At 68.7% G+C, this 16,279-nt stretch carries 14 protein-coding genes; 8 read left to right on the forward strand and 6 right to left on the reverse strand.

Going from position 1 to position 16,279, the window contains the following annotated elements; translation table 11 throughout:
• The first annotated feature begins 55 nt into the window (after nucleotides 1-55).
• From OO67_RS11805 to OO67_RS11810, 3 genes are all read left to right on the forward strand, one after another.
• On the forward strand, nucleotides 56-1,204 hold the full coding sequence (locus OO67_RS11805) for an EstA family serine hydrolase (protein ID WP_033299586.1): 1,149 nt from the start codon (nucleotides 56-58) through the stop codon (nucleotides 1,202-1,204).
• 868 nt (nucleotides 1,205-2,072) lie between these two features.
• Nucleotides 2,073-2,240 carry a hypothetical protein gene (locus OO67_RS39655; protein WP_244300139.1) on the forward strand — a complete coding sequence of 56 codons (168 nt, stop codon included), beginning with the start codon at nucleotides 2,073-2,075 and terminating at the stop codon, nucleotides 2,238-2,240.
• A gap of 101 nt (nucleotides 2,241-2,341) precedes the next feature.
• Nucleotides 2,342-3,175: an alpha/beta fold hydrolase gene (locus tag OO67_RS11810; RefSeq protein ID WP_033299587.1), complete on the forward strand. Its 834-nt coding sequence runs from the start codon at nucleotides 2,342-2,344 to the stop codon at nucleotides 3,173-3,175.
• Nucleotides 3,176-3,780: 605 nt separating this feature from the next.
• On the opposite strand, the gene OO67_RS11815 is transcribed toward OO67_RS11810, so the two are convergent.
• Together OO67_RS11815 and OO67_RS11820 are read right to left on the reverse strand one after the other, a co-directional pair.
• Complete coding sequence (locus tag OO67_RS11815) at nucleotides 3,781-5,178, reverse strand: lipase family protein (protein ID WP_033299589.1); 1,398 nt, start codon at nucleotides 5,176-5,178, stop codon at nucleotides 3,781-3,783.
• Nucleotides 5,179-5,199: 21 nt separating this feature from the next.
• Nucleotides 5,200-6,801: a GMC oxidoreductase gene (locus OO67_RS11820; RefSeq protein WP_033299591.1), complete on the reverse strand. Its 1,602-nt coding sequence runs from the start codon at nucleotides 6,799-6,801 to the stop codon at nucleotides 5,200-5,202.
• A 323-nt stretch (nucleotides 6,802-7,124) separates the two neighbouring features.
• Between OO67_RS11820 and OO67_RS11825 the strand changes: the two genes are divergently transcribed.
• Nucleotides 7,125-7,721, forward strand: a complete 597-nt coding sequence (locus OO67_RS11825; RefSeq protein ID WP_244300148.1) for a TetR/AcrR family transcriptional regulator — start codon at nucleotides 7,125-7,127, stop codon at nucleotides 7,719-7,721.
• Nucleotides 7,722-7,831: 110 nt separating this feature from the next.
• Here OO67_RS11825 and OO67_RS11830 read toward each other — a convergent pair whose 3' ends face one another.
• Both OO67_RS11830 and OO67_RS11835 read right to left on the reverse strand, forming a co-directional pair.
• A complete protein-coding gene (locus tag OO67_RS11830) occupies nucleotides 7,832-8,566 on the reverse strand; it encodes a response regulator (RefSeq protein WP_033299593.1) in 735 nt (244 codons plus the stop codon).
• On the reverse strand, nucleotides 8,563-9,861 hold the full coding sequence (locus OO67_RS11835) for a sensor histidine kinase (RefSeq protein WP_033299980.1): 1,299 nt from the start codon (nucleotides 9,859-9,861) through the stop codon (nucleotides 8,563-8,565). Before OO67_RS11835 ends, OO67_RS11830 begins: the two co-directional genes overlap by 4 nt.
• A 300-nt stretch (nucleotides 9,862-10,161) precedes the next feature.
• Between OO67_RS11835 and OO67_RS11840 the strand changes: the two genes are divergently transcribed.
• Both OO67_RS11840 and OO67_RS11845 read left to right on the forward strand, forming a co-directional pair.
• Complete coding sequence (locus tag OO67_RS11840; RefSeq protein ID WP_051709302.1) at nucleotides 10,162-11,343, forward strand: alpha/beta hydrolase family protein; 1,182 nt, start codon at nucleotides 10,162-10,164, stop codon at nucleotides 11,341-11,343.
• Between the two features lie 181 nt (nucleotides 11,344-11,524).
• Nucleotides 11,525-11,800 (forward strand): GlsB/YeaQ/YmgE family stress response membrane protein, encoded by a 276-nt coding sequence (locus OO67_RS11845; RefSeq protein WP_033299594.1) that lies wholly within the window; start codon nucleotides 11,525-11,527, stop codon nucleotides 11,798-11,800.
• A 618-nt stretch (nucleotides 11,801-12,418) separates the two neighbouring features.
• Here the strand turns inward: OO67_RS11845 and OO67_RS11850 are convergent.
• A complete protein-coding gene (locus OO67_RS11850) occupies nucleotides 12,419-13,528 on the reverse strand; it encodes an SPFH domain-containing protein (protein WP_033299595.1) in 1,110 nt (369 codons plus the stop codon).
• A gap of 33 nt (nucleotides 13,529-13,561) precedes the next feature.
• Nucleotides 13,562-13,999 carry an NfeD family protein gene (locus tag OO67_RS11855; RefSeq protein WP_033299596.1) on the reverse strand — a complete coding sequence of 146 codons (438 nt, stop codon included), beginning with the start codon at nucleotides 13,997-13,999 and terminating at the stop codon, nucleotides 13,562-13,564.
• Nucleotides 14,000-14,377: 378 nt separating this feature from the next.
• Between OO67_RS11855 and OO67_RS11860 the strand changes: the two genes are divergently transcribed.
• Both OO67_RS11860 and OO67_RS11865 read left to right on the forward strand, forming a co-directional pair.
• Nucleotides 14,378-14,902, forward strand: coding sequence for a hypothetical protein (locus OO67_RS11860; protein ID WP_033299598.1), 525 nt, complete (start codon nucleotides 14,378-14,380; stop codon nucleotides 14,900-14,902).
• 51 nt (nucleotides 14,903-14,953) lie between these two features.
• Nucleotides 14,954-16,231, forward strand: a complete 1,278-nt coding sequence (locus OO67_RS11865) for a glycoside hydrolase domain-containing protein (protein ID WP_051709303.1) — start codon at nucleotides 14,954-14,956, stop codon at nucleotides 16,229-16,231.
• Nucleotides 16,232-16,279: the final 48 nt, after the last annotated feature.

The following is a 16,279-nucleotide window of genomic DNA, read 5'->3' on the forward strand; positions in this document are numbered from 1 at the left end:
GTGACGTTCATTCCGTTGAGTGATCGAACGGTTGTCGTCCGGAGTGGAGAAAAAAATGGTCATCGTCGAAGGAACGAGCACCGCCCGGTTCGAGCCGGTTCGAGCGGCGCTGGCGGCGCACCTCGAAGCCGGCGACGAGGTGGGGGCGTCGATCGCCGTCGATGTGGACGGGGTCATGGAAGTCGATCTGTGGGGTGGCCATGCAGACGAAGCGCGGACCGTGCCGTGGCACCGGGACACGTTGGTGAGCATGTGGTCGACCACGAAGACCCTCACCAATCTCGCGGCTCTCGTCCTCGTCGACCGGGGCGCACTGGATCTCCACCGCCCGGTCGCGCACTACTGGCCCGAGTTCGCCGCCCAGGGGAAGCAGCACATCGAGGTGCGGCACGTCCTGGCCCACACCTCGGGACTTTCCGGCTGGCACCAACCCTTCACCATGGAAGATCTGTACGACTGGCCTACCGCGAGTGCCCGGCTGGCTGCGCAGGCGCCCTGGTGGGAGCCGGGCTCCGCTTCGGGGTACCACGTGCAGACTCAAGGACAGCTGGTGGGAGAGCTCGTCCGGCGGGTCAGCGGCCGTACCCTGGGGGAGTTCGTCGACACCGAGATCGCCAAGCCGGCCCAAGCCGATGTCCAGATCGGTGCGCGCCAGGCCGACTGGCCGCGTATCGCTGAACTGGTGGCCCCCTCGCAGCTCTCCGGTATACCCACCGGCCTTGACCCCGACGGGATCTTCACCAAGACGTTGCTCGGAAGCCCTGCCCGTGACGAGCACGTGGACACTCCGCAGTGGCGCTCCGCCGAACTCGGAGCCGTCAACGGCCACGGCAACGCACGAGGCATGGCCCGTGCCCTCTCCGTCATCTCACGGCGCGGCCAGGTGAACGGCCTCCGGCTTCTCTCCGCGGAGACGGTGGACAAGGTGTTCGACGTCCAGGCCGACGGAGTCGACCTGTTCCTGGGCGTCCCCGTCCGCTGGGGCATCGGCTACGCGCTCGCCGACCCGAGGACGATTCCGCACATGCCCACCGGAAGGATCTGCTTCTGGGTCGGTCGGGGCGGTTCGATCGTCATGATGGACCTCGACCGGCGCGTCACGTTCTCGTACACCATGAACCGGGTGGGCGACGGAATCCTCGGCTCGGAGCGCACCCACAGCTACATCAAGCATGTCTACGAAGTCCTGGAATCCACCGACTGACGTGCACCCGGACCCTCGGGCTCGGCCAAAGACCCGTGTGCGGAGCTGCCGACGCGGTGGGTCAGGGTTACGTTTCCGCATTCTGCCCCCGCCGCAGGGCGCGGGCGCACCACCCGATGACCAGGGCTCCGAGAATGACGGAGAGGTGGAACGCCGCGGCTCCCTCGGGCAGGAGAGCAGCAGCACGATGCCGGCCGGGACGGTGGCGACGAGCGGGAGGACGAGCGCACGGAACCCTCGGAGCCAGCCGGAGAAGGGACTACCCGGGCGGGACGGTTCGGCGCGGGCCAGATCCGCACCCGGCCATACCGCGGCCTGGGAGCGTGTCAGAAGGAGCGGCAGCAGTCGGTCATCGGTTCGCTTCATGGCGGACGTAGGACCAGGACCGCGAGTGAGCGGCCGTCGTCCGGCTGGAGGGGGAGCCCGCTCTCTTACCTGGGTGGCAGCCTCTGCACCCACGGTGCGACGCGGCAAGCGTCACGAAGGGTGAGGGCCGCGGCACCTCCTCGGCCGTAGGCTCGTCCACGTCGGGAAGCCGCTGCCTCCGGCGCCCCGCACAGCCCCTTCACCATCCGGTGAACCGGTCCGGTCGTCCCCTCGTAGGACAGGACGAAGGGCGCTCCTCATCCGGTGACCGGACGAGGACAATGCCTCAGGATCACTCGGGCGGCAGGCCGACACCCGCTTTCCGGGTCCATTGCCGCCCGCCGGCCACCAGCGATCCGATCCGCGCTGACCACCTGGCGCGGACGGACGCACGTCAACTCAGTCACCGGCAAGGTGACCCGGGGGCCCGCTCCTCGAACGCACCGGCCTTCGCCTGCACGGTCACTCAAGGGCCATCAACCGACCAGGAGGGATCTCACGCATGCGCATCACCCGCCTCGTCCGTCCGAGCAGCAGATCCGCGCTGTGCGGTGCCACCGCGGCCATCGGGCTGTCCGTCACCACCATCGACGCGTCGCACGCGGTATCCGCATCCCGCCCCGAGGCCGTCGCCCGCATCGTCGAGCAGGTGGCCCGCACGGTCCGATGACCGACGGGTCCGCCCTGTCGCTCATCGCGCCTCACCGTACAACCGTGCCCGATCGGGCACTTCACCATCAGACGCATTCACACCGGAAGGCAGCGACCACCATGGCGTTCATCACCGTCGACCACGAAAACTCCACCAGCATCGATCTGTACTACGAGGACCACGGCACAGGGCAGCCGGTCGTGTTGATCCACGGATACCCGCTCGACGGTCACTCCTGGGAGAAGCAGTCCGCCGCACTTCTGTCGGCCGGTTACCGCGTGATCACGTACGACCGGCGCGGTTTCGGCCGCTCCAGCCACCCCACCACCGGTTACGACTACGACACCTTCGCCGCCGATCTGAACACGGTCCTGGAGACCCTCGACCTCGACGACGCCGTTCTGGTGGGCTTCTCCATGGGCACCGGTGAAGTCGGCCGTTACCTGGGCACCTACGGCTCCGCCAGGATCGCCAAGGCCGCCTTCCTCGCCTCCCTCGAACCCTTCCTCCTCAAGACCGACGACAACCCCGGCGGCGTCGACGGCACCATCTTCAAGGACATCGAAGGCGCCGTCACAGCCGACCGCTATGCCTACTTCACCGAGTTCTACGAGAACTTCTACAACCTCGACGAGAACCTCGGTACCCGCATCAGCGAGGAAGCCGTCCGCAACAGCTGGAACGTCGCCGCCGGCGCCTCCTCGTACGCCTCGCTGGCCTGCGTGGCCACCTGGTCCACCGACTTCCGTGCCGACCTTCCCAAGATCGACGTCCCGGCGCTGATCCTGCACGGTACCGCCGACCGCATCCTGCCCATCGAGGCCACCGGCAACCGCTTCCACCAAGAACTCCCTCAGGCCGACTACGTCGTCATCGACGGCGCCCCCCACGGCCTGCTGTGGACCCACGCCCAGGAAGTCTCCCAAGCCCTCCTCGCGTTCCTGGCCAAGTGACCGGCGGCCGACGCCTCACCTGGCGCGGGGTGGCACGCGGCCGGTTACGCACGGGGCGGGAAGCTGAGCCGTACTCCCGCTGCTGCACGGCAGGGCCGTGAGCCGCGCGGAGCATGCCGTCGGCCGGCCACACCCCCGGAGACAGGACGCCCACCCATATATGTGGTCGGGCGGGCGTCTCGCCGTTGACGGCAGGGGCCGCGCGCGGCTCGTCGAGGTGGGTCGCCGGAGACACCGACAGGGACCGGTGGGGATCACGGGCGAGGGCCCGTCATGCCCACCGTTCGCGGTGGGCACCTCGACATGGCACGGAATGACAGGACCGTGCCACCTTCCGCGCCTCCTGGGATTCACCGGCGACGGGGATGGCGACACGGCCCGGGGTTCCGGCCGGAACACCCTTGGTCCGCCGGGTCTCGGCCAGGGCGGCGTTCCCGCGGCAGGAGGTTCGCCCGCATCCGGGACTCCTCGGTGGAAGAGCCAACCGGCCGCTCACCGGCGTCTGCGGTGAAGCGCCGTGCGCCATCTTGTTGGTGCACGCACGAACGCGCCGTGCCCACTGGTGTCATCCGGTGGACACGGCACGATCGGTGTGGACACCTGGTTCAGCGCTGGATCGGCATCGACCAGCAGTTGGAGGTGGCCGGCTTGCCGGCGAGGCGGTCGGTCAGCCAGGAGATGGCGTCGCCCTGGTCGGTGATGAGGGGCACGAGGTGGTTGGTGAGGATCTTGTCGCCGAGGTTGGGCAGCGCGATGGCGTCGTACGTGACGTTGGCGCCCTTGTTGCACCAGTCGACGGCCAGTTGCCGGGCCTGCGAGTGCGGAACGATGTCGTCCTGGACGCCGGTGGCCAGACGGACCGGTCCGGTCGGCTTGAGCCTGCCGATCCGCTGCTTGTCCAGGGCCGCCTTCGCGCGGGGGTCTGCGGCGATGATGTCCCCGATGGACTTGCCGTTGGTGGTCCACTTGCTGCTCTTGGTGAAGCCGTACCCGAAGAGCGCGTCGCCGACGCACATGGTCGACGCGTCCGTCAGGGCGGCCTTGCCGGTGGCGCTGATGTTGGCGTCGACGATCGCGCGCAGGTCCGGGTCGGCCTGGGCGAAACCGCTGATGGACCAGGCGAGCGCGCCGGCGAGCGCGCTGCCGTCGATGCCCTTCATGACCGAGGTCAGGTCGGCCGGGGGTGCGCCGGCGTAGGTGCCGGCGAGTTGGACGTCGGGTGCGTAGGAGGGCTGGAGTTCGGCTGCGGCGGCGCTGGCTCCGCCGCCCTGGCTGTATCCGTAGAGGCCGGTCCGGGATGCTGCGGTGACCGATGCTCCGGGGACGGTGCGGGCGGCGCGAGCCGCGTCGAGCAGGGCATGTGCCTGGTCGAGACGGTTGACGTAGGTGTGCAGGCGGTCGGTGGCGCCGAGGCCCACGTAGTCGGTGACGACGACCGCTGCCCCGGTGGACAGGATGCGGTAGATCGCGAGGGCCTCGTAGCCCACGGACACCGTTTCGCCGTTGAGGGTGAGCGGGTTCTGCAGGGCGAAGGACGGGGCGCACTGGTCGCCCTGGCCCATGGTGCCCGAGGCCACCGCGACCAGGGGGCGTGGTCCGGTGCCTTTCCAGGCTGCCGAGGGTTCGATGTAGGCGCCGGTCACGGCGACGGGCAGACCGGCCGAGTCGGTGGACTTGTACATCAGGCGGGTCGCCGCGCCTGGCATCGGCCGGCCGTCCAGGCCGGGGATGCCCAGTCCGAGCGGCAGGGGTTCCGTACGTATCAACGCTCCGTTTGTAGAGGGGAGTTGGGTCGGCGGCGTGTAGAACGCGGGAATGGTGACCCCGCGGGAGACGACGGGTTCGGGTGCGGCGGCCGAGGCCGGTACCGCCGACAGGCCGGCGCAGACCGTGCCTGCGGCGACGACCCCGGCCAGCAGGCGGAGCCCCGGCTTGGTGGCGCGACCTGTCGCCACGGCGGGAGCGGGGAGGGCGGAACGGGAACGGGTTCTCTTGCGGCTCATGGAGTGCTCCTCGTTCGTCGTTTAGATGATGGTGTCGACGTCGTGCGCGATGATGGCGTCCATCGCCCGTTCGGCCACCGCGGCGATGGTCATCGAGGGGTTGCAGGCGCCGGTGGTGCCGGGGATCAGTGCCCCGTCGAGGACGTACAGGCCGCGCTGGCCCTGGACGCGGCCTTCGAGGTCGCAGACGGTACCCATCGGGGCGCCGCCGAGCGGGTGCCAGGTGCTGTTGACCAGGGCGTTCGTGTCCGTGAGGACGCCGAGCCCCTTGGATACCCTGTCAACGCGCCGCTGGATGCTGCGGTGGCTCGCGGCGTCGCCGCCCAGGGGCCAGTGCAGCGATACGGAGTCGGTGGCGGCGTTGTATCGGAACCGGCCGCGGTCGGCGCTCACCCCGAAGCCGACGAGCATGGTCGTGCGGGAGTTGAGGCCGAGGGGCGGGAGTGAGGCCTGGATGATGGTGTTCGCCGTGGCGGGGTCGTCCCACGCCTTGCTGCCGTAGACGACCGGGCCGCCCTGCTCGGCCCCGAAGTCCTCCTGGAGATTGGTCCAGGCGTAGATGCGGTCGCCGTTGGTTCCCCAGCCCTCGCCGAGACCGTCGGGCAGGTCGGGGATGGCACCGGTGGCTCCCGCGCGGACGAGGAGCTTGCTGGTGTTCATGCTGCCGGCCGCCATGACCAGGGCGCGGGTGGAGAGGACTTTCTGCTCCAGGACGCGGCCCGTGTCGTCGGTCCGGTCGACGTGCACCTCCCAGCGGCCGTCGGCCGCCCGGGCCACGGAGGTGACGTTGTGGTGGGTTTCGACGGTCACCTTCCCCGTCGCTTCCGCCTGGCTGAGGTAGGTGACGTCGACGGAGTGCTTGCCACCGTTGTTGACGCCGAGCGCACAGTCTCCGTTCGTGTAGGACGGCTTCATCTCCCCACGCAGCTCGGCCAGGGCGTAGTCCCAGTCGATCGGCATCGGGATCTTCTCCAGGCCGTAGCCGGCCCTGCGCACCCGCTCGGCGAAGACCCGCGCCGCGTAGTAGTTCGACGAGCTGACCAGTTCGTCCGGTGCCGTGGCCGCCCGGAGCATCGCTGCGACCCGCGGGTAGTGGACCTCGTTCATGCGTCGGTAGTCGAGTTCCTGGGGCAGCCAGGTGTTGAAGACCGCTTCGGAGGGCTGAAGTGTCATGCCCTGGTAGACGAGGGAACCGCCGCCGACCCCGGCCGCGCAGACGCCGAGGATGTTCTGTCCGAGTACCGGCTCCAGCAGGCCCACGTACGGACCGAAGTTCAGCGGTGTGCCGATGAGTTGGGCGAGTGGCCGGACGGCTGCGGGGAGTGTGCCGTACCAGAGTGCCCGTTTGTCGAGGCCTGATACGCGGGGGAAGGCCTCGGAGTTCGGCCCGGTGGGCCAGCGCCGGCCGCGTTCCAGGACGGTGACCGGCACGCCGGCCTGCGCCAGCCGCAGCGCGGCCACACCGCCGCCGAAGCCCGAGCCGATGACGACGGCCCGGCGTTCCTCGCGGGCCAGTCTCACCCGGTCCGGCCCGGAGGTTGCGGCGGCGGGGGAGGGAAGGGCGCTTGCGGCTGCGATTCCTGCGGTAGCGGTGAGCAGGGCACGCCTGCTGGGAGTGGACATGAGCGGCTCCTTGGGGTGGGGTGGGGCGCCGTTCGATCAGTGGGGCGTTCGAGCTGCCCAGGCTGGGCGGGTCCTCGGTGATCGATGTCGCCTGGACTTCGAGCTCGCCCGGTATGACCAGGCACGCCAATGCCGTGCGCAGCAGCGCTGTTACTCGCTGGTCACTTACGGCAGCGTAGGTCTCTGTGTCAGTGAGAGACAAGATGTCTGCGTGCGCCATTTTCGGATGGCTCGCTATGCTGCGGTGACGGGGACAGAGAGCGGGGTCAAGGGTGGGCGAGGCGCCAACCGCGATACGCGGAACAGTGGTTCAGGAAGACGCTGTGCCGTCGCTCGCCGAACGCCGTAAGGCGGCGCTCCGCTTCGAGATCGCCGCCGAAGCCGTCAGGCTGTTCGCCGCGCAGGGTGTCACCGGGACGACGGGTGAGCAGATCGCCCGCGCCGTGGGCATCTCCTCCCGCACCCTGTGGCGCCACTTCCCCACCAAGGAGAGCTGCGTCCTGCCGCTCCTCTCCGCAGGACTCGATGTCGCGGTGGACCGACTGCGCCACTGGCCGGTGGAGGAGGACCTGCTGGACTTCGTCGCGGATTCCTTCCGCAGCGGCGAACTGCCCGCGGTGGCTCCCGTCATCCTCGACCTGATCCGTATGACCACCACCGACCCGGCCCTGCGTGCCGTCTGGCTCCAGGCCCACGACGACGCCTTGCCCGTCCTGGCTCAACTTCTTGCCGAGAGGTCCGGCAGCAGCGCCGACGACCTGAGAATCAGAGTGCATGCCGCCACCCTCAACGGCGCACTGCGAGCGGCTTCGGAGGACTTCGCCCGCCGGTTCGCGGACGATCCGGACGCAGCTGGAAGTGAGATCGCCACATGCCTGCTCGCCGCCCTGCGCGCGGCTTCGGAAGGTCTCCCCTACTGACTGAGGCTCGGGCGCCGGCCACGGCGACCCCAGAACCCTCGGCCGACCGGAGCACCGGCCTGCTGTCCACCGGGAGGCAAGCCCGGAACGGTCTGAACTGCCACGCCGAACTACAGGCGTGGGCTCCGGCCGTTGATCCCAGGACTCGCCTCGGTCCACGTCTGTTCGGCGGCCTCGCCCACCCCAGCACTGACCAGCCCCGTCTCGTACGCGACGATGACGGCCTGGACACGGTCGCGGAGTCCGAGCTTGGCGAGGATGCGGGCGACGTGGGTCTTGACGGTCGTCTCGGCCAGGTGGAGCCGGGTGGCGAGTTCGGCGTTGCTCAGCCCTCGGGCCAGCAGTCCGAGGACTTCCAGTTCGCGCGGGGTGAGCGAGGCGAGGTCGCGGTGGAGGGAGGCGGCGTCGCCGCCGCGCTGTGCGAACCGCTGCACGAGGCGGCGGGTGATGGCCGGCGCCAGGAGGGCGTCGCCGTTACGGATGGTGCGGACGGCCGCGACCAGGTACTCGGGAGTGACGTCCTTGAGGAGGAAGCCGCTGGCCCCGGCGGAGAGCGCCGCGTAGACGTACCGGTCCAGGTCGAAGGTGGTCAGGATGATCACATGGGGCCCACCGGCCCGGGAAGCGGTGAGAATACGGCGGGTGGCTTCCAGGCCGTCCATCTCGGGCATCCGGATGTCCATCAGGACCACGTCGGGCCGGGTGCGGCGGGTCGCTTCGACGGCTTCGGCCCCGTTCGTCGCCTCGGCGACGACATCGATCCCGCCGGCGCCGAGGATCATGCGGAAACCGGTACGGACCAGTGTCTGGTCGTCGGCGAGAAGCACGCGCAACGGCTCGGTCACGGTGCCTCCAGGGGTATCAGCGCTTCCACACGGTAACCGCCCGTCAGGCGGCGGCCGGTGATCAGGGTCCCGTCGTAGACGGCGAGGCGCTCGCGCAGCCCGATCAGACCCCGGCCGTTTCCGGCGGCTGCCCCCGCACTCGTGTGTCCTCCGGTATCGGTGATCTCCACTCGGAGCCGGTCCGGACCGTATTCGACGGTCACGGCGGCGATGGCACCGGTGGCGTGCTTCACCGTGTTGGTCAGGGCTTCCTGGACCACGCGGTAGGCGGCGAGCTCCACGCCGGGCGGGAGGGGGCAGAGTCGGCCGGTCACGGTCAGTTCGACCGGCAACCCGGTGTCCCGTACCCGCCCGACCAGCGTTTCCAGCTGGTTCAGGCCGGGTTGCGGGGCCGGCACCGCCACCGAACCGTCCACGCCCGTCACCTCGCTCTCGTCGGCCATGGTGAGCAGTCCCATGACGTGGCGCAGCTCGGTCATGGCCGCTCGTCCGCCGGCCTCGACGGCGAGCAGTGCCTCGCCGGCCTGCTCGGGGGAGGTTCTCAAGATCTGGCGGGCGGCGCCCGCCTGAATGATCATCACGCTGACGTTGTGCGTGACGACGTCGTGCAGTTCGCGGGCGATCCTGGCCCGCTCGTGCTCGACGGCACGGCGCAGAGCCTCGGCCTGTTCGCGTTCCAGTGCGGTGAGCCGGGTATGCCCCTCATCGGTCCGGAGTTTCCACGTACGCAGGCCGACGGACGCCACGGCCATCGGGACCAGGATCAGCAGGGCGATGTATTCGTTCGGGACGATCGGGGTCACCGGGTTTCCCGAGGCGCTGACCAGGAGGACCGACACCGGTAGCGCCGCCAGGGTCGCCGCTCGGTAGGGGCTGTACACGGCGGCGCTGTAGACGGCGATGACGAACGCGTAGAAGGTCAGCCGCAGGACGCTCTGCGGTGTCGCCAGTGTCGCGGCCGTCACGACGCACAGCACGGCGAGCGGATAGCGGCGCCGCAGCACCAGGGCACCCGAGGCGATGAACGCGAGGGTCACCATGAAGGCCATGCCGCCGGGCCCGTTCGGACGCGTCATGACGCGCTCCACGCCGGGCGCGATCTCCCGCACCACGACGTTGTCGGCGTTGTCGACGCCGTAATAGACGGTGGCGGTACCGATCGTCAGTGCCACCAGCACGTCGAACCGCCAGGCGCGCCGGGTGGGCCGCAGCGGCGGACCGCTGGCGAGCCAGACGTCGCGGACCCTGTGCCGCGCGGCTCGCTGAAGCCGCTCCAGCCCCGTACGCACGTTCATCACGGGTTCATTGTTGCTGCCGCGCGGACTCGCCGAGTCCGCCTTGGCGGTCATTTGCGGCGCACCGGATACATCAACCGCCTACTTCCCAGGGATGACGCTTCAGAAGCTCATCCCAGCGCGGTACCGCAACGGGTCCGAGCGGCCGACGCGTGACAGTCGGTCCCGCTCCTAACGTTCAGGCGTCCGACTTCCCCACCCGAGGAGCCGTTTCATGACCATGCCGGTGATCGAACTGTGTGAGGTGGGCCGCCCGTACGACGACGGCCCGTCCGCCCCGAGTGGAGAACGGACGAACCTGTGAACCCTGCACTCCTGCGTCGTGGCCTCACCGTGGCCACCGCACTGCTCACGCTCGCAGTCGGCCTGGGCGGTCCCCCCGCCGTGGCGGCCGACGGCCCGGGCAGCGCACCGTATCTGCCCAGACCGACCGGGCCCGATGCGGTCGGCACCACGTCCCTGCACCTCACGGACGACTCCCGCCCCGATCCCTGGGCTTCCGGGGTCGACGCGCGCGAACTCATGGTCTCCCTGTGGTATCCGACGGCCTCGCCGAACGGGCGACGGGCGCAGTACATGACTGCGACGGAGTCGGAACTGCTCCTCGGGGAAGGGGGCATCACCGGCGTGCCGTCGGACGTGCTGAGCACGACACGGACCAACGCCTTCGCCGGCGCCCGTCCTGCAGGGCACGCGCGAGGTCTGCCACTGGTCGTTCTCTCTCCCGGCTTCACCAAGCCGCGCGCCACGCTGACCACCCTCGCCGAGGACCTCGCGAGCCACGGCTATGTGGTGGCCGCGATCGACCACACCTACGAAAGCCCTGCCACCACCTTCCCGGACGGGCGGGTGGCTACCTGCACCGCCTGCGAGGTCCCGCATGACGAAGCGTTCTGGAACCGGCTGGTCACGGGCCGGGCCGCCGACGTCTCCTTCGTGCTGGATGAATTGACCGGGGCGCACGCGAAATGGGGCGGAGCCGGGCTCATCGACCCGTCACGGATCGCGATGGCGGGCCATTCCGTCGGCGGCGCGAGCGCCGTCACGTCCATGGTGGCCGACTCCCGCGTACGCGCGGGAATCGACATCGACGGCGCGACCCAGATACCTCTCCCGGAGGGCGGTTCGTCCCGGCCGTTCTTGTTCCTCGGCAGGCAGGCTCAGTACAGCCCGGGCAGCGGTGGCGGGGCCGTCGCCACCTGGGAACGCGACTGGCAGCGCTTGACCGGGTGGAAGCGGTGGCTTGTGGTGGAAGGAGCCGAACACGCCTCCTTCACCGACGTCGGACTGCTGGCCGAGCAGCTGGGTATCGACATCGGCGCCGGCCTGCCGGCCACCCGCGCCGCGGAGATCGTCCGCAGATACACCCGCGCGTTCCTCGACCTGCACCTGGGTCACCGGCCGCAGCCCCTCCTGGACAAGCCGTCCATGCGCTACCCACAGGTCCATTTCTGCATCCCGAGGACGAGCACCTGCGTCTGAGTCCAGTCCGATGGTTCATGTGCCGAACGGGAGCCGGGCCGCCACGAGAGTGACAGCACGAGGAGACGCAGTACAGGCGCACCCTGCCGGCGACGCGGCAGAGGTACGGCGTTTGAAAGGGCGCGGACGGTAAAGACGGTGTTCTGACACAGGCTTTATACGACGAGGCAGGAGACGCATCATGGGCATCATCGCGTGGATCATCATCGGGTTGCTCGCAGGCCTCATCGCCAAGGCACTTCTTCCGGGCAAGGACCCCGGCGGCATCATCATCACGATGCTCATCGGCATCGCGGGAGGCCTTCTCGGCGGCTGGCTCGGCAAGGCCATCTTCGGAGTCGACTCCATCGACGGTTTCTTCGAACTCTCCACCTGGATCGCCGCCATTGTCGGCTCCATCATTCTCCTCGTCCTGTACCGGGTCATCACCGGCAACCGACACTCCCGTCGCGCCTGACACCCGGCTCACGCGGACCGCACTCGCCGAACGGCTCCCCCTCTGCTCGAGGGGGAGCCGTTCTGCCGTTGCCGGAGAAGACGCGGGCAGGACGGGTTCCTGCTCGATCCTGCGGCCGGGGAGGGGGTAGGTGGCCCGTCGTTGTTCTCGCAGGCCCGTCGCGTCACAACCTCCCAACCGTTACTTACGGTGACCAGCCTCCTGTTCCGCGCGGGTGGCCTCGAGCCCGATGTGCGCTCGGCGCCCGTCGAAGCAGGAGTGTTCTCTCCGCGCCGGCCAAGGGGGATCGTGGACCGCATCAGTGCGGTCCCGCCTGCCCGCGCCACCGGCCAGTCGTCCGCAGTGGGCGGCTCCAGGCAGCCGGCCACGCCGACCGGCATCCGCTTCGGGCGGGTATCCGCGCGGCGGACGCCGCACGGAGGTGCGGCGGACGTGGCGCCTGGGGCATGCGGATGATGGACGTGGCCCCTGGGGCATTCGGATGATCGCTGCGCGGCTGGGACGGACCGACCCGACACGAGGCAGACAAGCCTCGACCGCCGGGCCGACGGCCACACGTCACGTCCGGAGGGGGCGATGCCGGTGCGGTGGAACATCCCTCAACGGCCGAGGGTGGGCTCAATCGCCGGACGTCTGCTCCCGGCGCGGCATCTGAGGCGACTTCGCAGCCTCTGCCTCTGCCTTGGCATCGCTCACCGCGGCGGCGGCCTCCTTTTCGGCCTCGTCGGTAGCCCTGGCAGCGTCGAGCGGGAGCGTCGGCCTTGCGTCGAGCTCCGGAGTCCGGCTCTCGTCCGATGCGTCGTCAGCGTCGAGGGCGGCTGCTTCCTCGGACTGCGCAGATGTGGGAGCGTCCGCCGTCGACTGATCACCGAACGCACTGGTGACGGTCCGGACTGCTTCTGTCAACTCTCCCGGGATCACCCAGAACGTGTTGTTGTCGCTGCTCGCCAGGTGAGGGAGCGTTTCCAGATACTTGTAGGCAAGGACCTTCGGGTCGGCGTCGTTGCGGTGGACGGACTGGAAGACGAGCTCTACCGCCTTGGCCTCGCCGTCCGCCCGCAAGATCGTGGCCTGCTGCGTGCCCTGGGCCTCCAGGATGTCCTTCTGCTTGGTGCCTTCCGCAGTGAGGATCTTGGCCTGGCGCTCCCCTTCGGCGTGCAGGATGGCGGCGCGCTTGTCGCGCTCGGCCCGCATCTGCTTCTCCATCGCTTCCTTGATGGTGTGCGGTGGATCGATGGCCTTGATCTCGACGCGGTTGACCCGGATGCCCCACTTGCCGGTGGCATCGTCGAGGACGGCGCGGAGCCGGGCGTTGATCTCCTCACGCGAGGTGAGCGTCGCCTCCAGGTCCATGCTGCCGATGACGTTCCTCAGCGTGGTCACGGTGAGCTGATCGATCGCGTGCAGGTAGTCGGCGACCTCGTAGGCCGCCGATCGCGGGTCGGTGATCTGGTAGTAGAGCACGGTGTCGATGTTCACCACGAGGTTGTCCTCGGTGATCACCGGCTTGGGCTCCGAGGAGTAGACCTGTTCGCGCACGTCGAGTTTGGAGTTGACGCGGTCCGCAACCGGCAGGACCAGGTTCAGGCCGGGCTGGAGCGTTCTGCGGTATCGGCCGAACCGCTCGATGTTGTAACGGCGCGCCTGCGGGACGATCCGCACGGTGGAGGCCACGAGGAAGATGACAACAATGGCCGCCACGAGGATGGGGATGACAACTGGATCCACAGCGCCTGCCTCCGTTGCTATGTGTTCAGCCGTTCATGGAAGGAGTTCGCGGGGGTAGACGATGGCCGTTGCGCCCTCGATCTCCATGACTTCCACCAGCGCGCCCGTCGGGATCACCAGGCTCTCGTCGAGGGCGCGGGCGGACCACTCCTCGCCGGAGAGTTTGATCAGGCCGCGGGTCGCGGTGACCTCCTGCATGACTTCGGCGCGCTTGCCGATCAGCGCATCACTGCCCTCGCGTGTAACGGGCTGCTGTGCCATATGCCTCAGCGCGATGGGACGGACGATGACGAGGCCCGCCGCTGCCGCTGCCCCCAGGGCTATGAGCTGGCCGAAAAGGCCGACACCGACACCGGCGACCACGGCGGCGGCCAACGCGGCGCCCGCCAGCAGCCCCAGGACCAGTGTCAGGGTGAAGAACTCTGCCGCGCCCAGGGCCGCAGCGGCGAGCAGCCATACGAACCACGGCATGGAATCGCCCTCCGTAGGGGCTTTCTCTACCAAGCTACCTCCCGGCACGCCGGGCCGGTCCGGGCGTGGCGACGCGATCACTGACCGCTACGGGGCGGGAGCGCCCAGCCGATCATGTGACCACTTCAGGCACGGTTCGCTACGGCAAGCGCGGCCATGTCTTCCCCGGCACCCCCGGCCGGCGTGGCGGGTGCGGTGGTGACACGGCAGGCCGCCCGCAGCCCGACCCGCAGGGTGTCGATCCCCAGAGGCGTACTCCCTCTGGAGCGGCACCGCTGAAGAAGCTCATGGATCCCCCTGGGCGGAGGCCTCCGTCCGCGTCGGGGAACCAGCCCGCCGGGTACCTCCCTGTCGTCGCGGACGGGTAGCTTGCCGCGCATGACCGAAGACGAGGACTACCTCGACAAGAGTCCGTCCGCCGCCCGCATGGGGAAGGCGGCGGAGTACCTGGTCGCCGCCTCCTGCATCCTCGCGACCGGCGGAGAGCTGAACGTTTCCACGTCGCTGGTCGATGACGAGGGGGTCGACCTGGTCTTTCACCGGCGCGGCAGCTCCGCGACGCTGGCCGTCCAGGTGAAGGCCCGCATGTCCACCACGTCAGTTGTCCAGAAGGGGATGTGCGTGGCCAACGTGCGGTCGCAGACGTTCCAGCCACGTGCGGACCTGGACATGCTGTTCATAGCCGTGGACGTGGAGAAGGGTGCGGTGATGACAGCGTGGCTGGTGCCGAGCCCGGTGTTCGCCGGCATGGTGAAGGAGCCCAACAGCAGGGGCCTGTACAGGTTCTCTGCTTCCATGAAGGCGGAGTCCAAGGATCGCTGGAGCCCGTACAGGCTCACGGCTGCCGAGCTGCCGAAGCGGATCATGTCCCGACTGTCCGAGCTGGACAGAACAGGCGCGTAGCCCTTCCCCCGGAGTTCCCGTCCCTCCGCGCCATGTCGTTCCGGATACGCCTTGGGCCGTGGCTGCGGAGGTGAGGCGTCGAACACGCGCCGCCGGCCCACCCCGCCGGGGACGTCGGACGCTGTTGCCGCCACGGAGGCCGCCATCGGGCACGGGTTCAAGAAGGGAACCCGTATCTACTTCGCCATCGACTACGACAACACCGACGAAGAGATCACCTCCCGCCTGATTCCTCACTTCGAGGGCATCAAAGAAGGCATGGCCCAGGCCGGTGGCCGCTACCAGGTCGGCATCTATGCCACCCGCAACGCCTGCTCCCGCGTATCCGATGCCGGACTGGCCACCGCGAGCTTCGTCTCCAACCTGTCCGCCGGCTACTCCGGGAATCTCGGGTTCCCGATGCCGTCCAACTGGGCGATCGATCAGATCAAGACCATCTACGTCGGTACCGGCGCCGGTCAGATCGAGATCGACAACAACATCGCCTCCGGGGTGGAAGCCGGCCAGAACAGCTTCGACACCCCCCCGGCCAAGACCGACCTGGACGTCCCCTTCTCCATGGTATGGGCGGATCAGTTGGTCACGGACGTCCAGGCGTACATGAAGTCGATCGGTATCCCCGAGGAGGGGCCGCCGGACAGCTGGCCCTGGCCCGGAAAGACCAAGTACAGCACCAGTTTCTGCGTCGAGTTCATGCTGAACTGGGATGATCTGTTCACTTCCCTCGCCCGCATTCTCAAAATGCGCAAGGCGCTGATTCAGGTCTCCGCCATCTGGGAACTGCGCCACCACAACATCACCAGCATCGGCGACCTGTCCGTTCCCAAGGTCAACGACAACTTCTCCGACGCCTGTGTGTGGGAGTACCACAACGACGGCGAGGCCCCGGGCTGGGTCACTGAATTCGGCAACATGATCACACCCTTCAACGACTGTTCCACCGGTGTCGGGCAGATCTTCGGCACGCGGGCCATCAAGGCGCGGAACCACGCCATCGACCTGGGGCTCCTGGACGAGGCGAAGCGCGACGCGTCCAAGGACTCCGACATCTGGGCCGTCTGGGAGAAACTGCACTTCAACCAGTCGTACAACATCTCGACCGTGCCGTTCATGCACATTCTCCACGCGCACGAGAACGGGATGTCCCGCCCCGGCCTGACGACCAGTGAGACGGACAGCGAGGCGCTGCTGAAGTTCTACCAGGGCAACACGGCGGAGGCCGCCCAGCAGGCCAAACTGCGTATGGGCCTCTACCGGTTGCTCGAGGACAAGTACAACAGCGTGTTCCGCGGGGCGGAAGCCCGGGGTACGAATCTGCGCATGAGGTGAGGGCGACGGTGACTCAGGAAAGCGACGCCCCGGTCCGATCGGGCCGGT

Source organism: Streptomyces atroolivaceus (assembly GCF_000717025.1).
GTDB lineage: Bacteria > Actinomycetota > Actinomycetes > Streptomycetales > Streptomycetaceae > Streptomyces > Streptomyces atroolivaceus.

Bases quoted from the DNA above. Each gene is read 5' to 3' on its own strand.
- OO67_RS11805 (WP_033299586.1), top strand. From the start codon at position 56: ATGGTCATCGTCGAAGGAACGAGCACCGCCCGGTTCGAGCCGGTTCGA.
- OO67_RS39655 (WP_244300139.1), top strand. From the start codon at position 2,073: ATGCGCATCACCCGCCTCGTCCGTCCGAGCAGCAGATCCGCGCTGTGC.
- OO67_RS11810 (WP_033299587.1), top strand. From the start codon at position 2,342: ATGGCGTTCATCACCGTCGACCACGAAAACTCCACCAGCATCGATCTG.
- OO67_RS11815 (WP_033299589.1), bottom strand. From the start codon at position 5,178: ATGAGCCGCAAGAGAACCCGTTCCCGTTCCGCCCTCCCCGCTCCCGCC.
- OO67_RS11820 (WP_033299591.1), bottom strand. From the start codon at position 6,801: ATGTCCACTCCCAGCAGGCGTGCCCTGCTCACCGCTACCGCAGGAATC.
- OO67_RS11835 (WP_033299980.1), bottom strand. From the start codon at position 9,861: ATGAACGTGCGTACGGGGCTGGAGCGGCTTCAGCGAGCCGCGCGGCAC.
- OO67_RS11845 (WP_033299594.1), top strand. From the start codon at position 11,525: ATGGGCATCATCGCGTGGATCATCATCGGGTTGCTCGCAGGCCTCATC.
- OO67_RS11855 (WP_033299596.1), bottom strand. From the start codon at position 13,999: ATGCCGTGGTTCGTATGGCTGCTCGCCGCTGCGGCCCTGGGCGCGGCA.
- OO67_RS11860 (WP_033299598.1), top strand. From the start codon at position 14,378: ATGACCGAAGACGAGGACTACCTCGACAAGAGTCCGTCCGCCGCCCGC.